The organism is Marinobacter sp. AN1 (assembly GCF_026013985.1).
GTDB lineage: Bacteria > Pseudomonadota > Gammaproteobacteria > Pseudomonadales > Oleiphilaceae > Marinobacter > Marinobacter segnicrescens.
In genome coordinates this window covers 4,004,256-4,019,539 of the sequence record NZ_CP110342.1, presented here as the reverse complement: position 1 = coordinate 4,019,539, position 15,284 = coordinate 4,004,256, and the positions used below count along the sequence as shown (strand labels likewise).

The 15,284-nt window shown below is 61.8% G+C and carries 15 protein-coding genes; 2 read left to right on the top strand and 13 right to left on the bottom strand.

What is annotated here, in order from left to right:
* Positions 1–39: 39 nt before the first annotated feature.
* From LJ360_RS18505 to LJ360_RS18480, 6 genes are all read right to left on the bottom strand, one after another.
* Positions 40–486 carry a DUF411 domain-containing protein gene (locus LJ360_RS18505; RefSeq protein WP_091852065.1) on the bottom strand — a complete coding sequence of 149 codons (447 nt, stop codon included), beginning with the start codon at positions 484–486 and terminating at the stop codon, positions 40–42.
* Between the two features lie 120 nt (positions 487–606).
* Positions 607–3,396 carry a heavy metal translocating P-type ATPase gene (locus LJ360_RS18500; protein WP_264994702.1) on the bottom strand — a complete coding sequence of 930 codons (2,790 nt, stop codon included), beginning with the start codon at positions 3,394–3,396 and terminating at the stop codon, positions 607–609.
* Positions 3,389–3,832, bottom strand: coding sequence for a MerR family transcriptional regulator (locus tag LJ360_RS18495; RefSeq protein ID WP_091852062.1), 444 nt, complete (start codon positions 3,830–3,832; stop codon positions 3,389–3,391). The genes LJ360_RS18500 and LJ360_RS18495 overlap by 8 nt, the downstream gene beginning before the upstream one ends.
* Before the next feature lie 580 nt (positions 3,833–4,412).
* A complete protein-coding gene (locus LJ360_RS18490) occupies positions 4,413–4,724 on the bottom strand; it encodes a hypothetical protein (protein ID WP_264994701.1) in 312 nt (103 codons plus the stop codon).
* An 83-nt stretch (positions 4,725–4,807) separates the two neighbouring features.
* Positions 4,808–7,069, bottom strand: coding sequence for a putative bifunctional diguanylate cyclase/phosphodiesterase (locus LJ360_RS18485; protein ID WP_320108777.1), 2,262 nt, complete (start codon positions 7,067–7,069; stop codon positions 4,808–4,810).
* A 257-nt stretch (positions 7,070–7,326) separates the two neighbouring features.
* Positions 7,327–7,758, bottom strand: coding sequence for a CoA-binding protein (locus tag LJ360_RS18480; protein ID WP_264994700.1), 432 nt, complete (start codon positions 7,756–7,758; stop codon positions 7,327–7,329).
* A gap of 140 nt (positions 7,759–7,898) precedes the next feature.
* On the opposite strand from LJ360_RS18480, the gene LJ360_RS18475 reads away from it, so the two are divergent.
* The gene (locus LJ360_RS18475) at positions 7,899–8,459 is read left to right on the top strand and encodes a 2-amino-4-hydroxy-6-hydroxymethyldihydropteridine diphosphokinase (RefSeq protein WP_091852052.1); all 561 of its coding nucleotides are present in this window, start codon (positions 7,899–7,901) and stop codon (positions 8,457–8,459) included.
* Here LJ360_RS18475 and LJ360_RS18470 read toward each other — a convergent pair.
* Positions 8,346–9,071, bottom strand: a complete 726-nt coding sequence (locus tag LJ360_RS18470; protein WP_264994699.1) for an SDR family NAD(P)-dependent oxidoreductase — start codon at positions 9,069–9,071, stop codon at positions 8,346–8,348. The genes LJ360_RS18475 and LJ360_RS18470 overlap by 114 nt on opposite strands.
* Positions 9,072–9,075: 4 nt before the next feature.
* Positions 9,076–9,645, bottom strand: coding sequence for a GTP cyclohydrolase I FolE (gene folE, locus LJ360_RS18465; RefSeq protein WP_091852046.1), 570 nt, complete (start codon positions 9,643–9,645; stop codon positions 9,076–9,078).
* 281 nt (positions 9,646–9,926) lie between these two features.
* Between folE and LJ360_RS18460 the strand changes: the two genes are divergently transcribed.
* Positions 9,927–11,009 (top strand): patatin-like phospholipase family protein, encoded by a 1,083-nt coding sequence (locus tag LJ360_RS18460; RefSeq protein WP_091852043.1) that lies wholly within the window; start codon positions 9,927–9,929, stop codon positions 11,007–11,009.
* A 337-nt stretch (positions 11,010–11,346) separates the two neighbouring features.
* Here LJ360_RS18460 and LJ360_RS18455 read toward each other — a convergent pair whose 3' ends face one another.
* The 5 genes from LJ360_RS18455 to LJ360_RS18435 all read right to left on the bottom strand — a co-directional run bounded on the left by LJ360_RS18455 (position 11,347) and on the right by LJ360_RS18435 (position 15,275).
* A complete protein-coding gene (locus LJ360_RS18455) occupies positions 11,347–12,492 on the bottom strand; it encodes a CHASE domain-containing protein (RefSeq protein WP_264994698.1) in 1,146 nt (381 codons plus the stop codon).
* A gap of 98 nt (positions 12,493–12,590) precedes the next feature.
* Positions 12,591–13,403, bottom strand: coding sequence for a zinc ABC transporter permease subunit ZnuB (znuB, locus tag LJ360_RS18450; RefSeq protein WP_091852037.1), 813 nt, complete (start codon positions 13,401–13,403; stop codon positions 12,591–12,593).
* Positions 13,390–14,187 (bottom strand): zinc ABC transporter ATP-binding protein ZnuC, encoded by a 798-nt coding sequence (znuC, locus tag LJ360_RS18445; RefSeq protein WP_091852034.1) that lies wholly within the window; start codon positions 14,185–14,187, stop codon positions 13,390–13,392. Before znuC ends, znuB begins: the two co-directional genes overlap by 14 nt.
* Positions 14,184–14,678: a Fur family transcriptional regulator gene (locus LJ360_RS18440; RefSeq protein ID WP_091852031.1), complete on the bottom strand. Its 495-nt coding sequence runs from the start codon at positions 14,676–14,678 to the stop codon at positions 14,184–14,186. The genes znuC and LJ360_RS18440 overlap by 4 nt, the downstream gene beginning before the upstream one ends.
* A gap of 123 nt (positions 14,679–14,801) precedes the next feature.
* On the bottom strand, positions 14,802–15,275 hold the full coding sequence (locus tag LJ360_RS18435; RefSeq protein ID WP_091852029.1) for a chemotaxis protein CheW: 474 nt from the start codon (positions 15,273–15,275) through the stop codon (positions 14,802–14,804).
* Between the last annotated feature and the right edge of the window lie 9 nt (positions 15,276–15,284).

The following is a 15,284-nucleotide window of genomic DNA, read 5'->3' as shown; positions in this document are numbered from 1 at the left end:
CGGTACCACCGGTTCCATGCGGATGGATGAGGCTCACCGTCAGTGGTAGTCGGCAAACACCCGGGTCTGGCCGGCCTTGTTGAACAACAGCACCTGGTAGTTGTCCTTGCGGTCACCCATTTCCATACCCGGTGAGCCTGCGGGCATGCCGGGCACGCTGAGACCATGGGCCATGGGCTTGTCTTCCACAAGCCGGCGGATATCGGCTGCCGGCACATGGCCTTCGATGACATAGTCATCGATGAAAGCGGTGTGGCAACTGGCCAGCTGTGGCGTCAGGCCAGCGTCCATTTTTACCTGGTTCATGTTGTTGGTGTCTGTGACGTCCACTTCGAAGCCATTTTCTTCAAGATGATCTACCCAGTCGCCACAGCAGCCACAGGTGGGTGATTTGTAGACCTTGATGTTCAGGTCGTCCTCGGCCCAGGCGCCCTGGCCGGTGGTCAGGACGGCCGCCAGGCCCAGGGCAATGGTCAGTTTCTTCATGGTGTGGTCCTCAATGATGATCGTGTTGGGTGCCGGCATCGCCGGATTCCGAGAGCCAGAACCACCAGACGATGGCGCCCATTAATACCAGTCCTGCAAGGTTGACTAGCACTGTTGTCATCAGTTCCCCTCCTGCGTTTCGGATTCGTGACGGGGTTTGAAAAGTCGTAACCGGTTGGCGTTGGTGACCACGGTGACGGATGACAGTGACATGGCGGCGCCTGCCAGGATCGGGCTCATCAGCACACCCCAGACTGGATACAGCACCCCGGCGGCAATGGGAATGCCCAGGGTGTTGTAGATAAAGGCACCGAACAGGTTCTGGTGAATGTTGCGGACGGTGGCGCGGGAGATCTGTATGGCGTCCGCCACCCCGTGGAGCGATCCTCGCATCAGGGTGATGGCGGCACTTTCGATGGCGACGTCAGTACCGGTACCGATGGCAAAGCCGACGTCTGCCGCCGCCAGTGCCGGTGCGTCGTTGATACCGTCTCCCACCATGGCCACCGTGTGGCCCTTGCGGCGCATTTCTTCCACAATAGCTGCCTTGTCTTCGGGCAGAACTTCGGCGCGAATATCGTCAATCCCGGCCTTGCGGGCGATGGCTTCGGCGGTGGCTTGCACGTCACCGGTCACCATCATGACCCGGATCCCCGCATCGTGCAGGCGCCGGATAGCCGCTTCGGAGTCTTGCTTTATCGCGTCGGCCACCCCGATTACGCCCAGCGCCCGGTTACCCCGGGACAGGAACAGCGGCGTGCCGGCCTCATCGGTAATGGTGCGGGCGGCACTGTCCAGGTCAGACAAGTCGATGCCTACGCCTTCCAGCCAGCGCCGGTTGCCCAACCGCAGGGGCTCGCCGTCCAGCTCGCCCTGTACGCCCTTGCCGTTCAGGGCTTCGAAGCCAGTGACGGAACGTTTGGCTGCCCCATCGGACTTTGCCCTTTCGAGAATGGCCTCTGCCAGGGGGTGCTCGGAGTGCTGCTCCAGGCCTGCGGCCAGCGCCAGCAGTTCGGCTTGGTCACCTTCCGCGGCGTGGACATGGGTAACCGCCGGGTGACCTTCGGTAATGGTGCCGGTCTTGTCCAGGATTACCAGGTCCAGCTTGCCGGCAGTTTGCAGGGCATCCCCCTGACGAATCAGGGCACCATACTCTGCCGCCTTGCCAACACCGACAATGACCGACATTGGGGTGGCCAGTCCCAGCGCACAGGGGCAGGCGATGATCAGCACGGTGGTGGCCGCCACCATCATATGGACCACCCGCGGGTCAGGGCCGAAGTTGAACCAGGCGAGGGCGGTGACCACGGCGATCAGCATGACACTGGGCACGAATACGGCAGAGATCCTGTCAGCCAGCCGGCCGATGGCCGGCTTGGAACCCTGGGCCTTTTTCACCAGCCGGATGATCTGGGCAAGGGCTGTTTCGCTGCCCACACGGGTCGCTTCGTAGACGATGGAACCATGGGTATTCAGGGTGCCGGCGGAAACCTCGTCACCGCTGGCCTTGTTGACCGGCATGGGTTCGCCGGTCAGCATGCTCTCGTCGATGCGGGTGCTACCGTCAACGATAATGCCATCCACCGGCAGCTTCTCACCGGGCCGCACGCGGATCTGGTCGCCCTTGCGCACCTGTTCGACAGGAATGTCCTGCTCCTCACCATCCCGGATCACTCGGGCGGTCTTGGCCCGCAGGTCCAGCAAGCGCCGCACCGCTTCTGATGTCTTGCCCTTGGCCCGCAACTCCAGGGCCTGGCCCAGGTTGATCAGGCCGATAATCATGGCCGACGCCTCGAAGTAGACGTGGCGGGCCATATCCGGGAACACGTCCGGGAATAATGAGACCACCATGGAGTAGAGCCAGGCGGTGCCGGTACCCAGGGCAATCAGTGTGTCCATGTTGGCGTTGTGGTGGCGGAAGGCCTTGGCCGCACCCACGTAGAAATGCCCGCCGGTGACGACCATGACGGCGAAGGTCAGTATGCCCAGGTTGATCCAGGTCAGCTGGTTGGCATCGCTGATCATCATGGAACCGAAGCCCATGCCATAGGCCATAAGCCCGATACCCAGGCCAAGGCTGACCGCCATCTTGATCATCATGTCCCGGTATTGTTTGCGATCCTGCGCCTGCTTCTGCTCATCGGCGGCGTCCGGGTCTTCGATGACGCTGGCGCCATAGCCGGCACTCTCCACGGCCTGCACCAGGGCATCGGGGTCGGCGTCGCCGGTGGCGGTGGCGGTGTTGTCGGCCAGGTTCATATGGGCGCCGGTCACGCCCTTGACGGACATCAGGGCCTTTTCGATGGTGGCCACGCAGGAGGCGCAGGTGGCACCGGTCACCGAGAGTTGCACCTGGTCATCGTTGCTGGCTGGCGCCGGTAAATCCGCTTCCGGAGTTTCGTCGTGCTCAGGTGTTTTGTGGGTCCTGTTTGTTTCCTGCTCTGGCTGCTCTGGCTGCTCCGGTTCGACGGGCTCTTCGTCGTTCAGGGGCCGTGCCGGGTACCCGGCTTCCGTTACTCGTTCAGCCGCGTCGTTCCGGTCAATACCGGGCATCAGCAGAATGGTCTGCTTTTCCAGATCCACATGGGTGCGCTCCGGCGCGCCGGTTAGTGGTTCCAGGGCGTTGCGAATCTTGCGGGCACAACCCTGGCAGGTAGCACCGGAAACCGAGAGTGCCGGCTGCCACAGGGGTTCAGCCGGGTAGCCGGCATCGGTGACCCGCTGGGCCGCATCGGCCAGGTCGGTATCAGCTGGCAGTGCCACGGTCTGGTTCTCCAGGTCCACTTCAACGCGGTCAGTGCTGCCGGTAAGGGGCTCCAGGGCCGCCCGGATCTTTTTGGTGCAACCCTGACAGCTGGCGCCAGTAATTGACAGGGCCGGTACCAGGGTTTCCATTTCAGCTTCAGCCATGGTGGCGGTCCTCCTCGGGCCTGGATGGGGTGTCGTTGTCCCAGTGTTCGATCAGCCGGCAGATGGTGTGGCCGTCGGGTGTGCCGTCCGGCATTGCCTGCCAGGCAGTGAGGGCGCTCTGCATGCGTTCCCGCAACTGCTGCAGCTGTTCGATCTCTTTCTCCACCTGGGCGAGTCGGTCCTCGAACACTTCGCGGACCATGGGGCAGGGTGAGTGGTGGTCATCCGCCTGCTCCAGGATGGAGCGAATCTCCGGCAGCGAGAACCCCAGCTGCCGCGCCTTGCGGGCAAACCGCAATCGTCGCAGGTCTTCGGCGTCATACTGCTGGTAGTTGTTGTCCGGGTTGCGGGTCGGGTTCAGCAGGCCTTCGCGGGTGTAGAACCTGACCGTGTCCGGCTTCACCTTTGCCGCCTTTGCCAGTTCGCTTACTTTCATTGGGTTTATCCGGTATTCGGTTGATATGAGCTTAGACTAGAACCTGTGAGTTGCTCATAGGTCAAGGGTTTGTTTTTGGTTCCAGCTGGCGAGTATGGGACTTTTATTCGGGGGCGGGCCCGGGGGTGGGTGGGGGTATTACTCCGCCGCAATTCACGGTCCGTCCGTGGACCGGCCTTGCTCCGCGCCATCCATGGCGCTGCTGCGTAATACCCCCACCCACCCCCAGACCTATGAGCAGATGCAGTTAACGCCGATTTTTTGCGGGGCCTGTAAGCCGGGTTGGTTATTGTTTCGCCATCGTTCGATGAGGCATCAGGTGGCATTTCAGGAGACAAGTTTCGGAGAAGATTGATCGATCCGATTGTGTTGTAGTGGTGTTGGAGGATTGCTCATTAGTCTGACGGATCTGGGGTGGCCCGGGGATTTTGGAACAGCGCCATGGATGGCGCGGAGCAAGGCCGGTCCACGGACGGACCGTGAATTGCGGTGGAAAATCCCCGGGGCGCCCCAGAGCCAGGCACCAAAACTCAGCAGGCATAGTGATGCCCAGTCCTATAAGTTTGGGGCGACATCCGGGTCAATCGGAACGAGACCGAAGAAACACCCCACAGTGCCGACACTGATCCGGCGCCATCAACTTGGCCTGCCAGCCGATAGGGTGCCCACAGGCCGGACACTTCAGCTGCAGTTGCAGGACGATGATGGGAATAACCAGAAGGGCAATCAGCACACCCAGAGGGCCCCAGCTATCACCGCTGGACAGCCCAAGCTGACTGCTGAACACCAGCAGGATAATCAGCGCCGCGAAGGCGAAAATGAAATAGCCCTTGTTAGCGGCTTCCCAACGCCGCAGGCGCTGGTTCTGTTCGGGCGTCAGATAGCTTGCCATGGGATCCTGTTTGCCAGAAATGCGGGAGATTCAGCCTGAATCCTAACACGATCGGCTCCCGAGAGACTCTCTTGGTGCCGGATTCAGTGGGGTTCCTGGAGGGATACGGGTAACACCCCGCTTTCGATCAGTCGGGGCAGCTCCCTGGCCGGTACCGGACGGCTCATCAGATAGCCCTGGGCCAGGTCGCAATGGTTCTGTCTCAGGAAGCGGAGCTGGTCCTCGGTTTCGACGCCTTCAGCCACTACCCGTATACCCAGGTTGTGGGCCAGGTTGATCACGGCGCGGGTAATCACCGCGTCATCGTGGCGCCGGGTGACATCGGTGATGAAGGAACGATCAATCTTCAGCTGGTCCACCGTAAAGTCGCGGAGATAACCCAGGGACGAATAGCCAACTCCGAAATCATCGATGGCGAGCTTCACGCCCAGCTTGCTGATACGTCGCAGCTGCTTGTGGTTGTGCTCGATATTGGCGATGAAAGACTCTTCCGTCAGCTCGATTTCCAGTCGGCCCGGTTCGACACCGTATTCCCGGAAACAGGCGGCTAGGAAATCCGGCAGGTCGGCCTCTGCCAGTTCGCGACCGGACAGATTGATCGCAATACCCAGCTTCGCAAGTGAGGTTCCCTGCCATTTTCGCAGTTGCTGGCAGGCCGCCCGGATGACCCAGCGGCCTATCTCGGTAATGCGACCGCTTTCCTCCGCCAGTGGTATGAAGTCGATGGGCGGAACCAGGCCCCGCTTTGGATGGTTCCAGCGGATCAGGGCTTCCACGCTGATCGCTTCTGAAGTAGCCAGGTCCAGCTGGGGCTGGTAGTAGAGTTCGAATTCGTTCCGCGCCAGGGCTTCGCTCAGGTCCTTGTCCAGCTCCAGGCGCCGTACTTCCCGCTCCTGCATGCCCTCGGTGTAGAACTGGTAGGTGTTACGGCCCTGCTCCTTGGCTCGGTACAGGGCAATGTCGGCGTTACGCAGCAGGGTGTCCGCATCCAGGCCGCTCTGTGGGTAGACAGCAACCCCCATGGTGGCGGTGACGTGATGGCTCTGGCCATGCACCTCGAAGGGCTCGGAAAAGCATCCCTTGAGCAGGCCAAGCAGGTGAATCACGTCGTCGATATCGTCCACATGCTGCTGGCACACCATGAACTCGTCCCCGCCGGAGTAACCGACCATGACGCGCTCATTGCTCAGGGCGTCCAGGCGTGCGGAGACCTGGGCCAGCAGCTCGTCGCCAAAGTGGTGGCCCAGGGAGTCGTTGAGCATCTGGAACCGGTCCAGGTCCATCATGACCAGGGCCACCTGTCGCAGCTGGCGGTCAGCCTGGCTCAGGGTGTGCTGCAGGTCTTCCATGAAGAAGCGACGGTTCGCCAGGCCGGTGAGGGTATCCGTGGACTCCAGCCGGGCCAGGTCCTGCTGGATGGCGACACGCTGGTCGATTTCTTCTTCCAGTTCCTGCCGGGTACGCAGCAGTGCCTGGTTACGTTTGAAAATCTGCTGGACCAGCAGGATGGTCAGGGACCCCAGCACTCCCAGGGAAAACATGCTGATGAACGTCACCCAGGGCCAGGGGCTGCGATAACGCTGGATCCATTCGGTGGTTGGTTTGACCCGCAGCTTCCATTCAACCGAGGGCAGGTTGGTTGCTGTCGTGTGGCTGAACTCTGTCTGTGCCGGCCGGGTCGCGGGGAGGCTGAACGCAACCTGGTCGTCTTCCAGCAACTCGACGCTGAAGTTGCCGCGGATGCGGGGCAGGATCAGGGCATCCGCCAGGCGTTCCATACGAAATACACCGGCTATGAAGCCGTTGTTGGCGTCTCCGGCACCCACTGGAGCATAGACCACCAACCCGGGCCCGCCCTGGGTCAGGCGGATGACTCCGGAAATGTTCAGGCTCCCTTCCTGTTGGGCACGTTTCAGCTCCCGGCGGCGCTTGGGGTTGAAGCCGGCGTTGTAACCCAGCGCCGCTTCGTTGCCAGCCATGGGCTCTACCCAGTGAATGACCAGGTTGCGGTCGATCCACTCGATGGCCTGGAAGGTTTGGAAATCCTGGAGGTATTGACGGGCATCCTCACGCCAGACGGCTTGCGGAAGGTCCGGCTGTACTTCCAGTCGGTTGGCCATGCGCCGCAGGGCGATTACGTGGTTGAGGAAGTCCTGCTCAAGCCTGCTCGCCAGGGCCTCGGTGTCCTGGGCCAGGGTCTGGCGGATCTGGGTGTTCTCCTCGGTGTCCAACCCGATTTTAAGCCCCGTCGCCATCACCAGAAACGTCAGTAACACGATGGCCGGAAAAACCGGCTTCATCAGCTGGCGTAACAGAACGACAGATATGGGACGTCTCAGCGGCACACACGGCTCCGGCGCGAGGTCAGGGAGCCTCCGGGATTCCAGGCCTCTCTGAGGGACAGAGATGATACAGGAATACCCGCGAGCACCCCGGGCGATGGCTTAGTTATTATTATGGTCCGGTAATGCTGGCCAATGGCCAGGCAGGGCCGGAAGTTCATTATCAAAATAATTTCTGGTTACAGCTAGTGTAAACGGCCTTGGCTTCCGGATCTTTAATACTTTTCGTTAATGGGAACCAGGGCACTGTTCACCAAACGTCAGGCTGCTACCGGCGGAATTCCCAGCCGGGGGATTTCCTGTTTGGGACAGCGGTCCATGACCACCCGGGCGCCTGCGGCCTCAGCCTTCGCTGCAGCTTCCTCGTTGATTACTCCGATCTGGAGCCAGATCACCGGGATGTTCTGGGTCACTGCAGCGTCCATCACCGGACCGGTCCGCTCGGATGCGAGGAACAGCTCCGCCATGTCCACGGCTACCGGCAGACTGGCCAGGTCCGGGTAGACCGTTTCTCCCAGCAGTGTCTGTCCGGCCAGCTTCGGGTTTACCGGAATCACGCGGTAACCACGGCCCTGCAGGTAGGCCATGACTTCGTGGCTGGGGCGCTGGGGTTTCTCGCTGGCGCCGACCAGGGCGATGGTGCGTACCTCGCTCAGGATCCTGCGTATTTCCTCCGGGTGTTGAACGGGCATGCCTGCGATCTCCTGATAGTCTGGTGTAGCGCGTCATACTAACGCCTGACTGTCAGAATGCCTAGGAGCCGGCGCCCAAAGCAGTCTCAAGCTGGGCCATAGCATCGATAAATCCGTATGATGCTGTGATGGAGCCCTGAATGCGGCTCTCGCTTGGTTCATTCAGTCGGGTAACCGGTATGTGGTATCTCTGTGGCCTGGGCAGCAATATTGCGCCCGAACAAAATCTGCCGAGGGCGGTGGCGAGGCTGGCTTCACGGTTCGGGGCGGTTGCCCTGTCGCCGGTTATCCGTACGTTGCCCCAGGGCATGGCGTCCGACCATCCCTTCCTGAATGCGCTGGCGGTGTTTGAGTCCGACCTGGCCCGGGCCGAGGTCAAAACCTTGCTTAATGCACTGGAGACAGAGCTGGGGCGGGACCGGGCCGATCCCCTGAGTAGCATCCGGGACCGGCCGATTGATGTGGATATCCTGCAAATCCACAGCGTGCCGGTATTTGACGGTGAAAACGTTACCGAAGACTATTTCAGGCAGCTTCTGCGAGGGGATCCGGTAGCGGGTGTGGCGCTTCTCCTTGACGGCCAGCCCCTAGGCCAGGCGCCGGCCACCGTCCACTGGAATCAGGGCACCGGTCATGAAGTGATTGTCCAGCAGGGCAAGAATTTGCTGGACCACACAGTCAAATCCCCCCTCCCGGGCTAGCAGGGTTTCTGACAGTACCCGGGCCTGGTCCTCGGCGGTATGGTCCGGCAGGAAGCAGACCGGTCCTGGCATTATGGCGTTAACCCTTACTTCCGGCGCCAGCATGCGGGCATAGCTCAGGGTCAGGTTGCTCAGGGCCGCTTTGCTGGCGCAGTAGGCCGCAAATTTCGGGTTGGGCTTTTCCACAAATATGTCGGTGATATTGATTACCAGGGTGGGAGCGCTGTTGTCGCTGCAGCCTTGGCGTAGGGCGCCGGCCAGCCCGGCCATCAGTATCATGGGAGCGGCGCTGTTGACCTGAAACAGCCGGCTTGCCTGACGGGCGAGGGCCTGCTGATCCGCTTCGTCTGCGGTGAATTCCGAGGCGTTGTTGACCAGCAGGTGAACCGCTTCGCTCTGTTGCAGAATGTTGGCTATGGCACGATCCAGGCTATCGGGATCAGCCAGGTCTGCCTTCAGGGTGATGGCGCCCCGGTCCGCAAGCTGCAGGAGGTCATCGGTTTTACTGCGGTACAGGGCAAATACCCTGTAGCCGCGCTCCAGCAAGGCCATGCTGGCCTCGAACCCCAGGCGGCGGCCAGCACCAGTAACAACGGCGACGGGGTTTGCCATGGCGTCAGTCGCGACCGCTGACCAGTTGCAGGAACTCGGTACGGGTCGCCTGGTTCTTGCGGAACCCGCCCAGCATCATGGAAGTTTTCATCACCGAGTTCTGCTTTTCAACGCCCCGCATCATCATGCACATGTGGCGTGCCTCGATCACCACGGCAACCCCGGCGGCTTGGGTGACCTGCTCCACGGCTTCCGCAATTTCCCGGGTCAGGTTTTCCTGGATCTGCAGCCGGCGGGCGTACATGTCCACGATACGGGCGAACTTGGACAGCCCCAGCACCTTGCCATCGGGAATATAGGCAATGTGGCACTTGCCAATAAATGGCAGCACATGGTGTTCGCACAGGCTGTAGAGTTCGATGTCCTTGACCACAACCATCTCGTCCATGGCCGACTCGAAGACTGCACCATTAACCAGGTCATCGAGGTTCTGGTTATAGCCATGGGTCAGGAATTGCATGGCCTTCGCGGCACGGGTTGGGGTATCCCGGAGGCCCTCGCGGTCAGGGTCTTCACCAAGGCCTTCAAGGATGGCGCGATAGTTGGCGGAAAGGGAGTCGAGAACGTCGGTCATGATAGGTTCCGTCTGCGGTAGGGCATGGCTAAACCGGCCATTGTAAGGCAAGTTGGCCGTGAACAGTATCCTATACGACAGCGGTAGCCGAAGGGACCATGCCCGCGTCGCACATTGGCGGCATAACGGGACGTGGCATTGCCGGGCGAGCGCAATAATGGCGGAGCCCGCCGGAGTTCGATAAACTCGCGCTCATCCAGGTAAACGGGCGTTTGACTCCGCGTTTATCACCCCGTCAGCTAACGACGGATCGGGCTCGACAGACCAGGGAGGTTACCATCATGCCAGCCATTCATACCCGTCCGCCGGCACTCATTGTCCGTGCGGGGCGCCGGGCGCTGGAGCGCGTTCGGGAGCAGGGGCTGCGCCCGGAAGACGTTCACGTGATCCCCGGCGCTGCTGGTGGTCCCAAGGCTCTCGGCCTGTCTGGCCTGGATCGGGCCATCTTCGGGGTATGGTTGGCACGGGCCCCCCAGGAACGGTCCCTCATCGGCTCCTCCATCGGCAGCTGGCGCTTTGCAGCGGTTGCGTCATCCGACGACCCTGCTGCCCAGCTGGCGAAGCTGGCCGAACTCTATACCTGTCAGCGCTTCTCGAAGGGCGTCAGCCCGGCGGAGGTCACCCGTAAAAGTACACTGTTCCTGGAAGAGCTTATTGGTGGACGCGAGCAGGCGATCCTGGAGCACCCCTGGTACAGGCTCAGCATCGTGGTGGTTCGCAGCCTCGCCGGCCTGGAGGATGACACCCGGGGCAGGCTCGGGCTGGGACTGATGAAGGCTATCAGCGCCAATATGGTCAGCCGCCGTCACCTCGGGCGGTTCTTTGAGCGCGGCATTATCCATGACCGGCGCTTGCCGGCGCCCCTGGCCAAGCTGGTGGACTTCCCGAGCCACCAGGTTCCGCTTACCCGTGAGAACCTCATCCCGGCGCTTCTGGCCTCGGCCTCCATTCCCCTGGTAATGTCCGGTGTGCGCAATATTCCTGGCGCGCCGCAAGGCGTGTACCGTGATGGTGGCCTGTTGGACTATCACCTGGACCTGCCCTATCAGCAACCTGGCGTGGTGCTGTATCCCCATTTCACCGACAAGGTCGTGCCCGGCTGGTTCGACAAGACGTTACCCTGGCGCCGGGGAGACGCCGGTCGGCTGCAGGATGTGGTGCTGGTGGCCCCGTCCCGGGCTTACCTGGACTCCCTGCCTGACAAGAAGCTCCCGGACCGGAAGGACTTCGAGCGCTACGCAGGTGATGATGCCGGCAGGGAGCGCACCTGGCGTACCGCCATCGCCCGCAGCGAACGACTGGGGGAGGAGTTTCTCGAACTGATGGATTCGGGGCGGGTGCAGGAGGTGCTGCAGCCCCTGTGAGACCTGCGGGTAACCTATTGTCTGGGTGTCAGTGACACACGAAATCCGGCACAGCCGCTGAGGGGGTCTTTAAGGGCCTTGACCCGCAGTGTGATAGCAAGCGACCTACCGTCCTGGGTCACCATTTCAGTATCCAGGCGCTCAATCCCCTGGTCCCTTCGAGCGGCATCGAACGTCATCGCCAGGTCGCGTTTTCCCTCTTCGGCAAACAATGCGTCAAGTGGAGTGCCTATCAGTTCGGTGGAGGGAATATCCAGCAGGATGGCAGCCTGGGGCGACAGGTATCCGATGTGGCGACCTTCGTCCAGCTCAGCAAAGATGCCCCCTCCCAGTTCGATCAGGTCCCTGGCCCGGCGGTCGCTCTCCTGCAGGGAGTGGTGCAGGATGTTTTTTCCACCCGGGTGTTGTCCAGTTGTTGGCCCAGTCTGCGGGCACGGCGGGTGCGACGGTAGAGCAGTCGTTTGTGTGCCATCAACTGCCAGCAGGCCCAGGCGGTCAGACTTGCGGCCATGAGGGTGACGGCCAGACCGACAAGCCACGCAGGCCAGAGGGCCTGCTGACGAAGGCTGCCGAGCCACGCATCAGCGGGACGGGTACTGAGCATCCACTGGCGGTTGGCGAGTGTCAGTGTGGAACGTGTAGCCGGCGTGTCAGTGGCAGGAGGGGTCGCCGAGGGCAGGGTAGCCAGGGGCTGGCGGGCGTGCTGTGAGATGTCGTGTACCTCCACCTGCCAGCGGGTGTCGTGAAGCCCATCCAGTTGCCGTTCCAGCCAGTGGTCAGGGCGTATCACCAGGGCGAGGAGGTGCCGGTCTTCCTCCGGTTTTCCCTCATCCTGGAAGGGGATAAATACCCGCAATGCACGCTGTTCACCGCCGTTGCGTTGCAGTTCGGTCACGGTAGTGGCAGTGGGCCGGTTTTCCCGCCTTGCTCGGCGCAGGGCATCCCGCCAATGGGGCACGGAAGTGGCGACCAGGCCAAGGCCGGACACGCCGGGGCCGGTTTCCGGCTGGAAAACACCCTGGCGGATGACCAGGTAGCGATCAGCCGGTTCTGCCGGTTCAGTGTCACGGGTGCCGGTCCAGCGGGCGAAACGGATAAACTGACCCGCCTGTTCACTGAGTTGCCGTTCCACCATGGCGCGCTGGTCGTGGCTGACCAGGGTGAGCAATTCCACCCCGGCAACTTCGGGAAACTCGCCAAGCAAGGACACCGCCTGGCGTTTGAACGCGTCGGTATCGGTACTGGCGGCGGTGCCGGGACTGGTGATTGAGCGAGCCGCAATGAGGACGTCTGCGGCTCGTTCCACGAGCGCACGGCTAAGCTGATCATGATGGGCCCGTGACAGGTCCTGGGTAAGGGCTTGTACCGGTGCCTGGCTCCGTGGCGCAATCAGCGTGGTCAGCAGCAGGCCACCGGCCAGCACCAGAACCGGCAGCAACCACCAGAGGTAGGCGGGCCTTCCTGACGTGGATTGAGGGTCCATGAGCGCTTCCTGTTTGCTGTCCTCCCGGCCTTGATTGCCGGAGCCTGCAATCAATCTTCACTCTAGCAGCCTGTCGGGCTTAAGCAATGTGCCCGGCGTCAGGCACGGCCGCGCCGAATCAGGGAATAGACCAGCAGGAAGGTCACGAACGCTGAAACCACAATGGAGGGTCCGGCCGGGGTATCCAGGTTCCAGGACAGGCCCAGGCCGCTGGCTACGGCAACCATGCCGAAGCCAATGGCCATCAGGACCATTTTCTCCGGGCTGCTGGCCAGGCGCCGGGCTGTGGCGGCGGGAATGATCAGCAGGGCGGTGATGAGAAGAACCCCTACCATTTTCATGGCCACGGCGATCACCAGCGAGAAAATCACCATCAGCACCAGTTGCAGTCGGGCAACAGGGAAGCCTTCAACGCGGGCCAGTTCCTCATGGATGGTGGCCATCAGCAAGCCCTGCCAGAGCCACCACAACAGCCCCAGCACCACCACGCCGCCACCAAAGATCCACGCCAGGTCCTGGCGGGTCATGGCCAGCAGGTCACCGAACAGGTAGCCGGTCAGGTCCACCCGCACGTCCGGCATGAAACTGAGCGCTACCAGGCCGATGGCCAGCGCGCTGTGAGCCAGGATGCCCAGTAATGTGTCCGTGGCCAGGGCCCGGCTGCGGGAGAGGAATACCAGGACCAACGCCAGCGCAACACAGGTGGCGGCGACACTCAGGTTGAGGTTGGTGTGGAACAGGAAGCCCAGGGCCACACCCAGTAGTGCAGAGTGAGCCAGGGTGTCGCCAAAGTAGGCCATGCGCCGCCACACCACGAAGCAGCCCAGGGGGCCTGCCAGCAAAGCTACCCCGAGCCCCCCAAGCAACGCGCGCCAGAAGAAGTCGTCCAGGATCAGGTCAAGAAGGGGCATGGTGATGGTCGTGTTCGCAGTGGGGAGTTTCCGGCTGGCCTTCGATGATATCGCCATGAAGGTCGTGGCGGTGAGTGTGGTGGTGATGGTAAACCGCCAGGCTTTCCGCCACCGGCCGGCCGAAGGTTTCTACAAAGGCAGGATCATGGGAAATATCTGCCGGGTAGCCGCTACAGCAGACATGCTGGTTCAGGCAGATCACCCGGTCGGTGGCGGCCATGACCAGGTGCAGGTCGTGGGAAATCATGATCACACCGCATTGAAGTTCGTCGCGAACCGCCCGTATCAGGTCGTACAGCACTGCCTGGCCGTTGATATCGACCCCCTGGGCGGGTTCGTCCAGGACCAGCAGGTCGGGTTTGCGGACCAGGGCCCTGGCCAGCAGCAATCGCTGCATCTCGCCGCCGGACAGGTGATGGACTGACTTGCGGAACAGGTGCCCGATACCGGTCCTGTCCAGTGCAGCCCGGGTGTCAGTCTCAGGTGCCCCGGTCAGGGCCATGAACCGGCGTACGCTCAGGGGCAGGGTTGGCTGCAGCTGAAGGTGCTGGGGGACATAGCCGATCTGTATCGATGGTGCTTTGCGGATCGTCCCGTGGGTTAGCGGCTGGATGCCCAGAACCGCCTTGATCAGGGTGGTCTTGCCGGCACCGTTGGGGCCAATAATGGTCACGATGTCGCCACGGTTTACGGTCAGGCTGACATGGTCTACCACCGGGTTTCCGTCGAACATGACGGAGGCCTGGTCCAGGCTGACCAGCGGCTGGTTGCGGCGGTCCGTCATACTGGCGTCGTCGTTTGTTGCTGGCAACGGGGGCACAGGCCAGCCACTTCGATGGTGGTTTCAACCGGGGTGAAGCCTTCGGCGCTGCTGGCAGCTTCGATAGCCCGTGCAACCCCCTCCGATGCCAGTTCGTGGACATTCCGGCAGCCCTGGCAAATCAGGAACAGGCCAGTGTGGTGTTCGCGAGCGTGACTGCAGCCGATAAAGGCGTTCAGGGAGGCGATCCGGTGCACCAGCCCATATTGCTGGAGGAAGTCCAGCGCACGATAGACCGTTGGTGGTGCGGCGTTATGGCCTTCCTGGGCAAGCATGCCGAGCAGGTCATAGGCGCCCAGGGGCTTGTGGGATTCCCAGATCAGCTCCAGTACCCGCTGGCGGATAGGGGTGAGCCGCGCGTTGCGGGCCTGACAGATGGCGCGCGCCTCGGCCAGGGCATCCCTGACACAGGCGTCGTGATTGTGGGGGCGATAGGGCAGCGCGTTATGGGGCATAGAGGCTAATCCGGGTAATGTTGTAACAGTATAACATTACCCGGATTCGGAGAAAAACGTCAGGCGGTTAGCCCACAGTCGCTGGTGAGTGGCTAATACCCTGGGCCGGTGCCAGGCCTGGTGTCATGCTGTTGTCAGCGCCTGGAGACCCAGGCTTTCCAGGTATTCGAGGTTGGGAATCCACGCCGGCTCTCCCTCCAGTTCAACCTGCATCAGGTCCGCCGGGCCGTTATCGGCCGTCTCCAGGCCTTGCACTTGTTTCGAGTCCAGTCGTGCCTGGCTGGGGATACCCCGGGTCACAATAGCTATGAAAGGCAGGCGGCCGTGATCCGGACCGATGGTGTTCAGGACGACAATCCGCCCGCGACCGGCTTCCGGCTGAGTGGCTTGCTGTTCATTGGCACCTTCATAGGAGATCACTGGCAGTTTCTGGCCGCGCCAGTCCAGGTAGCCGGCCAGCCAGGGCTGATCCCCGGCTTTGCTCAGGGTGGCGTCATGGTCCACCACCTCCGCGATGGACACGTTAGGCAGCAGCAATTGCCGGTTGTCCATCGGAATAAGTACACAGTGCAGGGTTTGTGGGGTGGTCTCGCTCATGATTCTCGG